This is a genomic window from Dehalococcoidales bacterium, from assembly GCA_030698765.1.
Lineage (GTDB): Bacteria > Chloroflexota > Dehalococcoidia > Dehalococcoidales > UBA2162 > JAUYMF01.
This window is the reverse complement of sequence record JAUYMF010000037.1, coordinates 1-13434: the sequence shown is the minus strand read 5'-3', so window position 1 is coordinate 13434 and position 13434 is coordinate 1. Positions and strand designations below refer to the sequence as shown.

Annotated in this window: 15 protein-coding genes; 7 read left to right on the top strand and 8 right to left on the bottom strand. The window is 53.0% G+C overall.

Features of this window, described 5'->3' with window-relative positions; all coding sequences use genetic code 11:
- Positions 1-151: 151 nt before the first annotated feature.
- From Q8Q07_01755 to Q8Q07_01745, 3 genes are all read left to right on the top strand, one after another.
- Positions 152-331, top strand: coding sequence for a YHS domain-containing protein (locus Q8Q07_01755; GenBank protein MDP3879016.1), 180 nt, complete (start codon positions 152-154; stop codon positions 329-331).
- 114 nt (positions 332-445) lie between these two features.
- A complete protein-coding gene (locus Q8Q07_01750; GenBank protein ID MDP3879015.1) occupies positions 446-3025 on the top strand; it encodes a heavy metal translocating P-type ATPase in 2580 nt (859 codons plus the stop codon).
- A gap of 23 nt (positions 3026-3048) precedes the next feature.
- Entirely contained in the window at positions 3049-3258 is a 210-nt protein-coding gene (locus Q8Q07_01745; protein MDP3879014.1) for a hypothetical protein, read from the top strand.
- Positions 3259-3309: 51 nt separating this feature from the next.
- On the opposite strand, the gene Q8Q07_01740 is transcribed toward Q8Q07_01745, so the two are convergent.
- The 8 genes from Q8Q07_01740 to rplI all read right to left on the bottom strand — a co-directional run bounded on the left by Q8Q07_01740 (position 3310) and on the right by rplI (position 9668).
- Positions 3310-3471, bottom strand: coding sequence for a hypothetical protein (locus Q8Q07_01740; GenBank protein MDP3879013.1), 162 nt, complete (start codon positions 3469-3471; stop codon positions 3310-3312).
- 56 nt (positions 3472-3527) lie between these two features.
- Entirely contained in the window at positions 3528-4442 is a 915-nt protein-coding gene (locus Q8Q07_01735; protein MDP3879012.1) for an FAD-dependent oxidoreductase, read from the bottom strand.
- A gap of 38 nt (positions 4443-4480) precedes the next feature.
- The gene (locus Q8Q07_01730) at positions 4481-4717 is read right to left on the bottom strand and encodes a glutaredoxin family protein (GenBank protein ID MDP3879011.1); all 237 of its coding nucleotides are present in this window, start codon (positions 4715-4717) and stop codon (positions 4481-4483) included.
- A 443-nt stretch (positions 4718-5160) separates the two neighbouring features.
- Complete coding sequence (locus Q8Q07_01725; GenBank protein ID MDP3879010.1) at positions 5161-5670, bottom strand: HNH endonuclease; 510 nt, start codon at positions 5668-5670, stop codon at positions 5161-5163.
- Positions 5671-5760: 90 nt separating this feature from the next.
- Positions 5761-7164, bottom strand: coding sequence for an ATP-binding protein (locus Q8Q07_01720; GenBank protein ID MDP3879009.1), 1404 nt, complete (start codon positions 7162-7164; stop codon positions 5761-5763).
- A complete protein-coding gene (locus tag Q8Q07_01715) occupies positions 7082-7801 on the bottom strand; it encodes a DnaD domain protein (protein MDP3879008.1) in 720 nt (239 codons plus the stop codon). Before Q8Q07_01715 ends, Q8Q07_01720 begins: the two co-directional genes overlap by 83 nt.
- On the bottom strand, positions 7798-9174 hold the full coding sequence (dnaB, locus tag Q8Q07_01710) for a replicative DNA helicase (protein ID MDP3879007.1): 1377 nt from the start codon (positions 9172-9174) through the stop codon (positions 7798-7800). The genes Q8Q07_01715 and dnaB overlap by 4 nt, the downstream gene beginning before the upstream one ends.
- Positions 9175-9215: 41 nt before the next feature.
- Positions 9216-9668, bottom strand: a complete 453-nt coding sequence (gene rplI, locus Q8Q07_01705; GenBank protein ID MDP3879006.1) for a 50S ribosomal protein L9 — start codon at positions 9666-9668, stop codon at positions 9216-9218.
- A 364-nt stretch (positions 9669-10032) separates the two neighbouring features.
- Between rplI and Q8Q07_01700 the strand changes: the two genes are divergently transcribed.
- From Q8Q07_01700 to rmuC, 4 genes are all read left to right on the top strand, one after another.
- Positions 10033-10416, top strand: coding sequence for a twin-arginine translocase TatA/TatE family subunit (locus Q8Q07_01700; GenBank protein MDP3879005.1), 384 nt, complete (start codon positions 10033-10035; stop codon positions 10414-10416).
- Positions 10417-10424: 8 nt separating this feature from the next.
- Positions 10425-11177, top strand: a complete 753-nt coding sequence (tatC, locus tag Q8Q07_01695) for a twin-arginine translocase subunit TatC (protein MDP3879004.1) — start codon at positions 10425-10427, stop codon at positions 11175-11177.
- A gap of 104 nt (positions 11178-11281) precedes the next feature.
- The gene (gene lsrF / locus Q8Q07_01690; GenBank protein ID MDP3879003.1) at positions 11282-12100 is read left to right on the top strand and encodes a 3-hydroxy-5-phosphonooxypentane-2,4-dione thiolase; all 819 of its coding nucleotides are present in this window, start codon (positions 11282-11284) and stop codon (positions 12098-12100) included.
- A 40-nt stretch (positions 12101-12140) separates the two neighbouring features.
- A complete protein-coding gene (rmuC, locus tag Q8Q07_01685; protein MDP3879002.1) occupies positions 12141-13025 on the top strand; it encodes a DNA recombination protein RmuC in 885 nt (294 codons plus the stop codon).
- Positions 13026-13434 lie beyond the last annotated feature (409 nt).

Genomic DNA, 13434 nt, shown 5'->3' with positions numbered 1-13434 from the left:
GATAATGGATGAAGGCGTCTCTATGTGTGCTAAAGTCACCCACGCCGAATGTATGTCAATGCCAACGGCATGCCCGATGGCTGCATAATCCATGCTGGCCGACACAGTGGCCAGGCGATATATAGACAAACACAAAAAGGAGGTGACAAGAATGGCCAAAGATTTAGTTTGCGGTATGGATGTAGATGAAAAGACCGCGCCAGCCAAGTCCGAGTACATGGGCAAGACCTACTACTTCTGCGCCCCGGGCTGCAAGAAAGCCTTTGACTCAAACCCGGACAAGTATATCAAAGCCGGAGGGCAACCGATGGCCGGACACGGCGGGCATTAGGTAACTGATGTGCTTCGATTTATACTAGCTATGAAGGCCGAAACCAGGAGCTGATAGCTCCTGGTCGCCCCGATTGTGTCGGGGTCTGATGAGGCCAGAAAGGAGGCAATGATTATGGTTAGCAAAACGCAACAGAGTAAGAAGAAAATAACCCTACAAATTGCGGGGATGACCTGCGCTGCCTGCGTGGCTCACAATGAACAGGCGCTGGGTGACCTGACCGGCGTAGAAAAGGTGGTGGTGAACCTGGCCACGGGTAAAGCAATGGTGGAATATGACCCTGACCGGGTAACCCTGTCCCAGATGAGGAAAGCAGTCGAGGATATCGGCTATGAAGTGATACTGGATACCGCCCACCTCAAAATCACCGGCATGACCTGTGCTTCTTGCGTGGCCAACAATGAAAAGGCCATCGGTGACCTGCCCGGCGTGGCCAGGGTGGTGGTGAGCCTGGCTACGGAGAGCGCTCAAATTGAATACTCTCCGGACATCACCCCCCTTTCCGAGATAAAAAAGACTATTCAGGATATCGGCTACGGGGTCGAGGAAAAGGCAGCCGGGCAGGAAGCCCTGGATCGGGAACAAGAAGCCCGCCAGCGGGAGATAAAGCGCCAGCGAAATAACCTGATCATGGCAGGCAGTCTGGGAATGCTGGTAATGCTGGGCATGTTCCAACCTTACTGGATATTCCCGTCATTTATCCCGGCCTGGCTGCACAATAAGCTGGTCATGTTTTTCCTGACCACGCCCATTATCATCGGCCCCGCCCGGCAGTTCTTCATTCATAGCTGGAACGGGCTCAGGCGCGGCATTACCGATATGAATTTACTCTACGCTACGGGAATCGGCGCTGCCTATGGAATCGCCGTGGTCAATACCTTCTGGCCGGATGCCGGTTTTGGCGGCGAGGGCGTAACTTTCTATGAGGCAGCAGCACTGCTGACCGCCTTCATTATCCTGGGCAGATACCTTGAGGCACTGACCCGGGGTCGCACCTCGGAGGCTATCCGCCGGCTGATGAAGCTCCAGCCCAAACAAGCACGAGTAATCAGGGATAACCAGGAGGTGGAGATTCCCGCAGAGGAAGTTCAGATTGACGACCTGCTGCTGGTGCGTCCCGGCGAGGCGATACCAGTAGACGGTATGGTGGTGGAAGGCTATTCTTCGGTTGACCAGTCCATGATTACCGGGGAGAGCATCCCTGTCGAAAAGAAGGCCGGGGACGAGGTCATCGGGGCCACCTTGAACAAGACCGGCGCCTTCAAGTTCCGGGCGACCAGAGTGGGTAAAGATACCGCCCTATCCCAGATTATCAAGCTGGTGGAAGATGCCCAGACGACCAAGGCGCCAATACAGCAGATTGCTGACAAGGTAGCCGGTCATTTCATCCTGGGAGTCCACGTCCTGGCACTGCTGACCTTTCTGTTCTGGTTTTTCATCGGCTTCGACCTGTGGTTCACCCCGGAGACCCGCCTCATCCTGACTCCCTATCAATTGTCAGCGATAGGCGCTTTTGGCTTTGCCCTTATTATCTCGGTGGTGGTGCTGGTTATTTCCTGCCCGTGCGCCGTCGGTTTGGCCACGCCCAGCGCCATCATGGCCGGGAGCGGCAAGGGGGCGGAGTACGGCATCCTGTTCAAGGGGGCCGATGCCATGGAAGCCACCGCCCGGCTCCAGACAATAATCTTCGATAAGACGGGCACACTGACCAAAGGGGAACCATCGGTAACCGATGTCATCGCTCTGGGCAATTTCTCAGAGAATGAGGTACTACGCCTGGCCGCGGTGGCGGAAAAGAACTCGGAGCATCCCCTGGGTGAGGCCATCGTCCGAGGCGCCCGTAAACGGGGACTCGAACCCGAAGATACTGAAAAGTTTGCGGCTATACCCGGTCATGGTGTCACCGCTCAACTCAATGGACGCAATATCCTGCTGGGCAACCGCAAGCTGATGGCAGAAAGCGGGGTATCTCTGGACGGTCTGTTGCCGACGGCAGAAAAACTGGAGCAGGAAGGGAAGACAGTTATGTTCGTAGCTGTGGACAGGAAACCGGGCGGTATCGTAGCCGTGGCTGACACCTTGAAAGAAACCTCAGCGGTAGCTGTAGACGAATTGCACCGCCTGGGACTTCAGGTAGCCATGATTACCGGTGACAACCGGCGAACCGCTGAAGCGATTGCCCGGCAGGTCGGCATCGACCATGTTCTGGCCGAGGTCTTACCGGAGGATAAAGCCAACGAGGTGAAAAAGCTCCAATCTCAGGGCATTAAGGTAGCCATGGTCGGTGATGGCATTAACGATGCCCCAGCCTTGGCCCAAGCGGACGTGGGCATCGCCATCGGCTCGGGCACCGATGTCGCCAAGGAAACGGGCCATGTCATCCTCATCAAGGACGACCTTCTGGATGTCGTGGCGGGGATACAGGTAGGCAGGGCCACCCTGCGCAAGATAAAGGAAAATCTCTTCTGGGCATTCGGCTATAACACCCTGGCCATCCCGCTGGGCATGGGAATACTCTACCCCTTCTTTGCTCAAGTGGTCAGCCCGGAACTGGCGGCCCTGCTTATGGCGACCAGCTCGTTATCAGTAACTCTGAACACCCTGCGGATGCGCGGCTTTGTGCCGGCGATACGGCGCAAGAGCCAACCTGCAGTACCACATACGGCGCCAGTCGCCCAGGCAGTAAGCCACTAATACAATGGAGAGGAGGCCCCGTCATGAAAAATGTGGGCTTGGTCAGTGCTGTCACCTATACCGGCATTTCACTGGTCGCGGCTGGTCTTTTTCTACTTGCCACGCTGGCCGGTAACTATACCGCGGTGGAACGCATCGGCGGTAGCGCCTGGGTATTCCTGCTATTAATGATTATCCTGATGCCTGTTATCACCCCGCTGGTCAAAAAGAAGCTCGGCGCCGGTGGTAGTTAATCAGGACTTCGAGCGTCATAACAAAGTGGTAGAAAAGGGAATGGCTACGGCTTATTCCAGCGGGACTGCCTGCCGGATAATCTCCAGGTTGGAGCTATGGTACTCGCGGCACCAGGCCTCGCATCTCTCTGCCTGCTCTCTTTCCTCATAGGCAAGACCGCATTCCTCACAGGCATAAAAAGTCTTGTCTCCCTTAATTAGCTCCTCGACCATATTCTCCCCCGAAGCCGGAAACCTGACGGGCAAAACAAGCGTCTTCAGCCAGCCGGCTAATTTGCCAGTCTCTGTAGATAGCGGTGCGCCTGAAGTACCGCCTTAGCCCCCTCCCCGGCCGCCACCACTATCTGCTTCTCCGGAACATCAGTCACATCTCCGGCGGCATACAGCCCGGGAATAGCCGTTTCACAGGCGTTACTGATGGGCACCTCTCCCAATCGATTAAGCTCCAGCAGCCCTTTCACCGGATCGGAGTTTGGTACCAGACCGATTTCAATAAAGACCCCGGTAACGTTCAGTGATTTAGTCTCACCGCTTCTCACGCTCTTTATCTGTATACCCTGGACAAAATCCCCGCCCGTAATCTTCAGGGTCTCGTATTCCGTATAAACGGTGAGATTCTTAGCTTCTCCCAGCTTGTCAATAAGGATGGCATCGCCGGTTAGCGGGGTCAGCGAAACCATTTCCACATGCTCGGCGATTTTTACCATGTCCAGCACCGCTTCCAGGGCCGAGTTACCACCACCCACCACCGCTACCCTCTGCCCTGAGAAAACGGGGCCATCACAAATAGCGCAATAAGTCACTCCCCGTCCGCTGAACTCGGCTTCCCCCGGTACACCAAGCTGCCGGGGTCTCTTTCCGGTAGCCAGTATCACCACCCTCGCCTGATACCTGTCCCCCACCTCGCTCAAAGCCTCAAATCCTCTATCAATCTTGTCCAGTCGGGTAATCTTATTGCCGATTTTCTGGTCAATGGGGTACTGGCTTACCTGGCTTTCAAACTTTTCAATCAACTCCGGGCCCTCAACAAATTGATAGCCCAGATAGTTCTCGATGCCCAGTGTCTTGTTGACCTGACCGCCAATATCAACGCTGACCAGCAATGTACTCAATCGCTTACGGGCCGCATACACGCTGGCCGCCAGACCGGCCGGCCCCCCGCCGATTATCATCAAGTCATGCATGAAGTCCATCATCCAGCCAGACCAATCACACAACGAGCTTATGAAAGCAGGCTGTCCAAGCGGCTCTGATTGAAACCAACAATGACCTCATCGTCAATAGTGATGACAGGCACCCCCATCTGTCCTGATTTCTGTATCATCTCCTGGGCTTTACCCTTGTCCACAGCCACATTATGCTCCGTATAGGGTATCCCTTTTTTAGTAAGGTAGTCTTTAGCGCGCCGGCACCAGGGACAGGTAGGAGTAGAATAAACAACCACCGTTTTATCAACCATTTTATAACCTCCGCTAAATAAGATTGGTCTCAGGGGTGAACGTGTTCGCCCACTACCGGTTTGTCCACGTCACCAGCACCCGGATTTCCCAACAACACCTCTTGCGCATTTTTTCGTCACCAATTACTATTATCGTACCCACGCAGGATAGTGTCAAGAATTTGTGTTCTGACGGCGACTTAAAATAGTTGCTTCTAATCACGGTTCAAAGATTGCACTTGCTTAACCCTATCTCCTGTATCCTTGGCAAGGGGAAGGGGAAGAGATTGTAAGAGGGGCGCCAGTCCCTCTTGGACGCCCAGCTATTTTTGCTCTATAGAGTGCTGAAGAGAGGTTTCGCCTCCTCTCCTTTGAGGGAGCAGGGGATAAGTGCATTAACGATTGGGCTTTTACGCCCAAATTTGAAGCTAAAAAAAGGATTTTGAAAACTAACCGCCTCAAAGTCACTGGAGAAGGTATTTTTGCCACTCGCGGCGAGCGTTTGGATAATAAGAAGGGATAAAAAAAAGACGGCTATGACGGGGAGGACCCGGCCGGTGCATCAGTTTCATTCCCGCTTCCTGAGGAGTCCTGCCCGCTTTACGGCGATTACAGGGAACACAGGCGCTGACCACATTCTCCCAGGTGTGCTGCCCGTTGCGGTATCTCGGCATAACGTGGTCCAGAGTAAGCTGATGCGTTTCCTTGCCACAGTACTGGCAGACATAACCGTCACGCCGAAAAATCTCAAGCCGGGTCATCTTTTTGTTTTGCCGGGGCAAACGCCGTATCATGGACGCCAGCCGGATAACCGAAGGCACCGGAAAATCATGGTCAACAGAGTGAATAAAGCCGGCACCATTTTCCAGCATCTCCGCTTTATTCTGATAAATCAAGACCACCGCCCGACGGACCCGACAGATGTTAAGCGGCTCATAGCTTTGATTCAGCACCAGAACAGGCAGGTCTATCATCGAAATCTCTTTCCAGGCAGAGAGTGCCTTATTTTACAAAAAACTTGCCGGACATGCAACCAGGCAAGCTCAGCCCTTCGCTCTGACGCTTTAGTATCTTCTCTTATCCCCGCGAGAGGCCGCTTGACCGGTACCCCCGGAATAATAGTTAGGTGCGGTAATATTGAAGAGAACGCTTATTTGGGGATCGACAAACCTGGAAGCGATAGGGCTGCTAATATCCCGTATTTCTTCTATCGAGTAGTTGGTGGTGATTACGGTGGGTAGCTGGGCATTATAGCGGTAGTTAATAACCTGGTATAGTTTCTCCTGCGCCCAGGGGGTGGTCGTCTGTTTCCCAAAATCATCCAGCACCAGCAGCGGGGTACTCTTGACGCTTTCAAAGAACCGGTCGTATGATATCTTGCTCTCCGGGCTGAAGCTGGAACGGAGGTGGTCCAGAAAGTCCGGTACTACAATGAACCGGGCTGGTTTTTTCATCTGGTAACGATGATTAACGATGGCCGCCGCCAGATGGGTCTTACCACAACCGTTAACCCCCTGCAATACCAGCCAGCCATCGGGCGAATCAGCGTAGCTGAGAGCTAAATCAAAGGCTGCTTTCAGGTTCTGACGCTGTTCCAGAGGTAAATTGACTCGTTTCCAGTCAAAGTTCTCAAAGGTCATTTCTTTTTCCTTTTTGAACTCAGGCGACCAGCTCAAGGTAAACGTGTCCGGTGAAACGCCACCACCGGACATCAGATATATCCTGGAAGCAGCCAGCCGGGTACGTATCCTCTCTTCAAGCTTTTCCATGGGGACAATGGAAACGATTACCGTTGGCAATTGATTACTAAAGCGATGACTCAGCAGCTGCTCCAGCTTCTCCCTGGCCCAGGGAGTACTGGACTGAGCGCCTAAATCATCCAGGATCAGCAGAGGGGTATTGCGTACCTGTTCAAAAAACTCGTCATACGGCATTTCACTATCCGGACTGAAGGTAGAGCGCAGATGGTCGAGGAGGTCAGGGGTAGTAGCATAAAAAACGGGACGATTATTCTCAATACAATGGTTAGCAATCGCCGCCGCCAGGTGGGTCTTCCCCAGGCCGCTGGGACCAGCCAGCACCAGCCATCCTTCAGGCTCAGCCGCAAAAGCCATGGCTGCCTGATAAGCCTGATTGAACTCTTCCTGGCTGACCGGGTTTTCATTCTTACCCTGAGGGAGCAGGTTTTCAAAGGTGAGACGGGTTAGCGCACCCAGATTACTGTATCGTTGCAAACGCCCCCGGCGTTCCTCATCCCGTTCCTGCCGGGTGCAGCGGCAGGGGACGGCGCGCGTAAAATCCGGCTTCCCCGAAGGTAACAGCGGGTGAACAAATCTAGCTCCATGGCAAACCGGACAGGCGGCATCTGAGGCAGTTCCTTCCGGTTCAGCGTCTGACCATGTGTCCGTATTCGCCTTTGATATATTTGTCAGGGTCTGTTTTCTCAAAATCTCGCCGATATGCTCCATCACTTCTACCTTCCGCTGACCAGCGTTCCAGAATGGCCGCGATATAGCTCCATTTACGTTTGCCGTGAGTAACCGCTTCTTTAATGGCATCCCGAATCCAGGCTTCCGGATATAGCTTCTCCGCCTCCTGCAACTCTTCAGCAATCATCGGGGTCAGCATACCAACATTCTGTTCGTAAAGAGTAAAAATATCGGGCAACGGCTCAGTCTCAATATCGGGGGGTGTCTGCGCTCCGGCCTTCAATCCGGCGAGAGTCAATTCACCGCTTCGGATTTTAGCCACCGCCTGCCGGTCAGAAGCGGTATTGAGGAAATAAGCATCCTCCCGGGTCGTATCCCTATTCAGCACCAGGTGCAGGATTGTACCCCGCTCAACCATCATTGCCAGGGCAGCGCGCAATGCCTCATCAGGCTCTTTATCTCGCTCCCTGAGGCTGTCCAGCAAACTTTTATTGGCGAGCAGTTCCTGATATGTGACGAACCGGGGATAGCCCCGCTTGCGCAGCAGCAGCCCCACCAGATAGAGGCTGGTCTTGAGCTCGGCGATATCGCTGATATCCGGCAGCAGCCGGCTAAAGAAAACATCAGGTAGGGGAGTATACCGCATCCGTGGCGGGAAACCATCAAACCGCTTCATAATAAGCTCGGCTCGGCATTGGGTAAATTATCAAACTTGGCCAGTTTGGGAATAAAGCGCAGATAGGCCTGCCCTATTGGGCCATTGCGGTGCTTGGCGATGATAACCTCCGCCGGGGGAGGATAAGCTTCACCGGGATGAGCGACTTCCCACTGCTCCTGGTCAGGGTAGTAGACCTCATCCCGGTAGATAAACATGACCACATCGGCATCCTGCTCAATGCTGCCGCTTTCCCGCAGGTCAGAAAGCTGTGGCTTGTGGGATGACCGCCACTCTACCGCCCGGCTCAACTGTGATACCGCCAGTACCGGCACGTCAAGGTCACGAGCCAGGGCCTTAAGCGAACGGGAAATATAGCCAATCTCCTGAACACGGTTCTCCCCTCCCCTGCTTTCCCCCTGCATCAACTGCAGGTAGTCGACAATAATAAGGTCGATACCCCGCTCATAGTGAAGACGGCGGGCCTTACTGCGCATTTCAACCACCCGCAGCTGCGACGAATCGTCAATGTAGATTGACGCTTCAGAAAGGATACCGGTGGCATCCATAATCCTCTTTTCATCCGCTTCCGTATGGAGACCAAGTCGCACCTGCTTTAAATTAACCTCCGCCTCGCTGGACAGAAAACGCAGTACCAGTGATTCCCTTGACATTTCCAGACTGAATACCGCCACACAACCTCCCCTCTCCACAGCCACATTCCGGGCGATATTAAGAGCCAGACTGGTCTTACCCATGCTGGGTCTGCCGGCAACGATTATCAGGTCAGAGCGCTGGAACCCGCTCAGGAATTCATCCACACCGGTAAAACCGGACATGACACGGGTAATCGGTCCTTGATGACCGTCTGCTTCCTGAGGAGGAGGAGTCTCAAAATACTTGTCCAGCACCTGGCGGACATGAATGAAGTCCCTCGGACTTTGCCCGTGGCGCAACCGGAACAGAACATCCTCCGCCTTATTCAGGCTATCATCAACATCCGGCTCGGCACGGTAACCGATAGCTTCAATCTGCCGGGCAGCATCAATCAAATGACGGCTGATAGACAGGCGGTGAACAATCCGGGCATAGTGCTCAATATCGAGTGAGGTTGGCACCATGGAGACCAGATGACTTAAGTAGGCGGCGCCCCCGCACTCCGCCAGTCTCCCCTGCCGATCCAGCTCCTGGGCTACGGTAATCTGGTCTATCGCCTCGCTACGTTGAAAAAGTGATAAACACGCGCCGTAGAGCCACTGATTTTGTTCACGGTAAAAATCAGGCGGCTGCAAAAAAGTGGCGATCTGGAAGATTGCTGTCCCGTCAATTAGCAGTGAACCGATGGTCGCCTCTTCGGCATCAATATCATGTGGCGGCAACTTTTCACTATTCAACCTTAATACGCCTCATTTTCAACTTCGGCAAAACAACGCTCTTAACTGCTCTCTCCGCTCACCGTAACCTTGATTCTGGGGACAATATCCTTACCCAGTCTAATAGCTACTTCATAGCTACCGACCTGATGGATTGATTCATCCAGCTCAATCTTTCTCTTGTCAACTACCACTCCGGTAGCTTTCTCTAACTCAGCGGAGATATCCGCGGCGGTAATTGAACCATAGAGCCGGTCATGACTCCCCGCGCGAGCCTGCAGATTAATCTCTTTCCCATCAAGCTGGCTGGCCAGTTCGACCAGTTCAGCCTCGGTCTGAGCCTGGGTACGGACTCTCCTGGCAAACTGTTCCTCAGCAACTTTTACCGCCTGAGCACTGGCTAACAAAGCCAATTTCCGGGGAATAAGAAAATTCCGCCCGTAGCCATCAGCCACTTCCTTGACCTGACCAGCCCTAGCGGCACCGGGTACATCCTGAAGAAAAACAACTTTCATAACTTCCCTCTCCTTTATTGCCTAATTATACTTTACCCGGCTAGTTTTGTAAAAACCCGCCGGGACGGTTGCTACTCAAATTTAAGCCGTTTTGCCCAGTTAGAGCACAAACTCAAAAATTTTTAACCCTCTCCGTGAAATATTCGATAAGTACCATCTTTAATTATGTCAACTATAACATCCCGTCAACTGCCCTGTTTTAACCGGCCTAGTTGAAGAACTCCCGCCAAGCTCCTATAATTCAATTAGAAGCAACCAGAAAGCGGATGGCAAGAGGGCGGGAGGTTAGCTGCCCTCATTCGGGCAGTCTGGTAACCTTGAGGCAGGGTCTGGCACCGGAATAAGCAGCACCAAGACGGTAAAAATGGGGTTTTTAGACATGGGACCAATGGAGATACTACTGATTCTAATTGTAGCCCTGATAATCTGGGGGCCGGACAAACTACCGGAGCTCGCCCGGACAGTGGGCAAGACACTGCGCACTTTCCGAAAGGCCACCTCTGACCTCACCAGCGTGGTGACCAGAGAGCTGGACCTGGAAGAAAAAAAGCCCCAACCACCACAAAGAGGTCAAAAAGGACGTCAGACCCCGAAACTTCCGGAGAAGAGTCAGACTGAGGCAAAAGACACCGGTAAGACCAATCCTGAAGGTAAACCCGAAGCAACGGACACAACTACAACCAGCCCTGAAGGTAAACCCGAAACACAGGACACGACCACCACCGGCCCTGAAAACAATAAGCCATAAGCAATAAGATGAGTGAAGCCGCGAATAAACAGACAATCATCGGGCACCTGGAGGAACTGCGCAATCGTCTCATCAAAAGTGTCATCGCCTTAGTCATCACGACAAGTCTCTCCTTCATGTTTTACCAGCAGATATTCGACATTCTGACTTCCCGTGCTCCAGATGTTGAATTCATCTTCATCGAAATGACGGAAATGCTCGGCACCATCATGAGGGTCTGCCTGGTCAGCGGCATAATACTGGCCATGCCCTTTCTGACCTACCAGTTGATAATGTTCATCTCTCCGGCGCTCACTCCCAAAGAAAAAAGGTACGTTTACCTGATACTTCCCTGGATGACCCTGATGTTTGCCGCCGGAGTTGCCTTCAGCTACTATGTCTTGATACCACGCATGGTCGAATTCCTGGTTAGCTTCGGCGGAGATATTGCTACCCCCCAGATAAAGATAGGCAACTACATCGCCGTTGTTACCCGGTTGATGCTGGCGGTTGGTCTTGTTTTCGAGTTACCGGTGCTGACGACCCTCCTGGCCAGGCTCGGTATTGTCACGCCGAAGTGGCTGGCGGATAAAAGAAGAGCTGCCATTATACTTGCCTTTGTCGCGGCTGCGATGATTACTCCTACCATCGACCCGATAAACCAGAGCCTGGTCGCCCTGCCGCTGATTGTGCTCTATGAGATGAGTATCTGGCTGGCAAAACTCGTCTCCCGTAAGAAAAAAGCCCCGCCAGAGACCGGCACTGACGACTCCGAACAATAACGAATACAAATTAGTCCGCGTCTTGTAGTATAATAGGGCAACGAATCGGGCTGGTACCACTACTACGCCGATTAAGCGACAAACTCAGGAAGGAGAACTAATATATGGACTGGGGAATGGCAAACCGCATGGCGCAGCTTATCCAGAAAGACGGACACGCGCTATTCCTGCCGGTAGACCATGGCTACTTTCAGGGTCCCACCCGGAATCTGGAAGAACCACGCAAAACCATTGAACCACTCTTACCTTATGCTGATGCCCTATTCATTACCCGTGGGGTACTGCGCTCATCTGTAGACCCGGATAATACCAGGCCGGTCATTTTGAGGGTATCCGGCGGCGCCAGCATGGTAGGGAAAGACCTGGCCGATGAAGGCATCACCACCTCCATCGAGGAAGCTATCCGCCTCAACGTGGCCGCGTTGGGCATTTCCGTATTTATCGGCACTGACTATGAAAAGCAATCGTTACTGAACCTGGCAAAGCTGGTCAACAGGGGTGAGCGGTACGGCATACCGGTAATGGCGGTGACGGCAGTAGGCAGGGAACTGGAGAAACGGGACGCCCGTTACCTGGCCCTGTGCTGTCGCATCGCCGCCGAGCTGGGAGCCAGGGTGGTAAAAACCTACTGGTGTGAAGATTTTGACCGGGTATCCCGGGGCTGCCCCGTCCCGGTGATTATGGCCGGAGGCCCCCGGGTTGATACCGAGATGGAGGTATTCGAGTTTATCCATGACGGTATGCAAAAGGGAGCGATAGGAGTCAATCTGGGCAGAAATATCTGGCAGAATGCCTTCCCGGTAGCGATGATTAAAGCGATACGCACCATCGTTCATCAGAAAGCGACTCCGCTGCAAGCGCAGGAAGTATACGATACGGTAAAGAACCGCCCGGTGAAGCAGCGCACACCGGCCAGGCGCTAACCCGCCCGGCAGCAAAAGGATAGAGGCAGAAAATACGCAGATGATTGAAGCCCTGCTGATAGCCGGCATTATCCTCCTGGTGGTACTGATTTTCCTGGTCATCCGCAGTAAAGGAGTCCAGCCGAAGGACATTGAAACGGCGTTATCCGGTTCCTGGACCAAACTGGGACTTGACCGGACGATTGGAGCCGTCGAGACCCACGCCAGGGATATCAGGGATAGCTACCGCTCCTTCGAGCAAATGCTGCGGGTACCCACGGAAAGGGCGTCATTCGGCGAGCTCTCCCTGGAGACAATACTTGCCGACCAGCTACCGCCGGATATGTGCGGTATCAGGGAAAGGATCCTGGATGGCAAGACCCCGGACGCCCATATCAAGTCAACGGCCGGGTATATCTGCATAGACTCCAAGTTCCCCCTGGATAATTACCGGAATATGCTGGAGACAGAAGACAAGACCGAAAAGGAAAGATTCAAAAGGCTATTTCTGAAACAGGACCTGCAAAACCACCTGAACAAGATAAGCAATGACTACGTCTGCCCGCAAAAAGGTTCCGCCGAATTTGCTTTCGCCTATATTCCCTCGGAGGCGGTATACTATTTTCTGGTGAATGACAATGAAGCCTTTGCTCTCCTTCGCGACTACACCAAAAAGGGAGTTCAGGTAGTATCACCGCTGACCTTCTCCCATAAAATCGAGCTTATCAGGGCCGGAGTGCACGCCAGAAAACTCTCCGAAGACGCGGAAAAGGTCAGAAAGCAGCTCATCACCATCTCCGAGCGCTTCAGCGAGATTGATGAGAAATGGCGCGTCTTCTACGGTTCTCACCTCAGAAACATGGAAAACAAAGCCGGCGAACTGGATGAAGCCTACAAGAAGCTGAGAGAAGAGTTTGACCGCATCGAAAAAATGTCTGAAGATTAGCGGTCATGAGGTCGTTTAGCAATGATGCGCAGCTTAGCCATAAAGTCATTGCGAGCGCAGCGAAGCACTCCGCAAAACAGAGGACGGAGTGCTTCGGGCTTCGCCCTCGCAATCCAACATGCTGGAGAACCAGCACGACAAAGGATGAAAATATGTCCAACACCGTCATTCTGGCGAAGGCCAGAATCCAGAAAAGGATTCGACTGGATTCCCGCCTCCGCGGGAATGACAAAACCTTTTGTATTTTTATGGGCATCATTTTCTTAGCGATAACGACTTGTTACTCATCTTTTTATTTTGAAAAGGTTAGAAGCTATACTCAATGAGGAACAATAGAATGCGTGTTGCCATGTGGTATAACAACCGGGATGTGCGCATAGAAGAGGTGCCTACCCCGCAAATAGGCCCC

Excerpts from the sequence above, each read along its gene's own strand:
- Q8Q07_01720 (MDP3879009.1), bottom strand. The coding sequence starts at position 7,164 with ATGGAGCATATCGGCGAGATTTTGAGAAAACAGACCCTGACAAATATA.
- Q8Q07_01740 (MDP3879013.1), bottom strand. The coding sequence starts at position 3,471 with ATGGTCGAGGAGCTAATTAAGGGAGACAAGACTTTTTATGCCTGTGAG.
- Q8Q07_01715 (MDP3879008.1), bottom strand. The coding sequence starts at position 7,801 with ATGAAGCGGTTTGATGGTTTCCCGCCACGGATGCGGTATACTCCCCTA.
- Q8Q07_01725 (MDP3879010.1), bottom strand. The coding sequence starts at position 5,670 with ATGATAGACCTGCCTGTTCTGGTGCTGAATCAAAGCTATGAGCCGCTT.
- Q8Q07_01730 (MDP3879011.1), bottom strand. The coding sequence starts at position 4,717 with ATGGTTGATAAAACGGTGGTTGTTTATTCTACTCCTACCTGTCCCTGG.
- Q8Q07_01755 (MDP3879016.1), top strand. The coding sequence starts at position 152 with ATGGCCAAAGATTTAGTTTGCGGTATGGATGTAGATGAAAAGACCGCG.
- Q8Q07_01750 (MDP3879015.1), top strand. The coding sequence starts at position 446 with ATGGTTAGCAAAACGCAACAGAGTAAGAAGAAAATAACCCTACAAATT.
- rplI (MDP3879006.1), bottom strand. The coding sequence starts at position 9,668 with ATGAAAGTTGTTTTTCTTCAGGATGTACCCGGTGCCGCTAGGGCTGGT.
- tatC (MDP3879004.1), top strand. The coding sequence starts at position 10,425 with ATGAGTGAAGCCGCGAATAAACAGACAATCATCGGGCACCTGGAGGAA.
- lsrF (MDP3879003.1), top strand. The coding sequence starts at position 11,282 with ATGGACTGGGGAATGGCAAACCGCATGGCGCAGCTTATCCAGAAAGAC.
- Q8Q07_01700 (MDP3879005.1), top strand. The coding sequence starts at position 10,033 with ATGGGGTTTTTAGACATGGGACCAATGGAGATACTACTGATTCTAATT.
- Q8Q07_01745 (MDP3879014.1), top strand. The coding sequence starts at position 3,049 with ATGAAAAATGTGGGCTTGGTCAGTGCTGTCACCTATACCGGCATTTCA.
- rmuC (MDP3879002.1), top strand. The coding sequence starts at position 12,141 with ATGATTGAAGCCCTGCTGATAGCCGGCATTATCCTCCTGGTGGTACTG.
- Q8Q07_01735 (MDP3879012.1), bottom strand. The coding sequence starts at position 4,442 with ATGCATGACTTGATGATAATCGGCGGGGGGCCGGCCGGTCTGGCGGCC.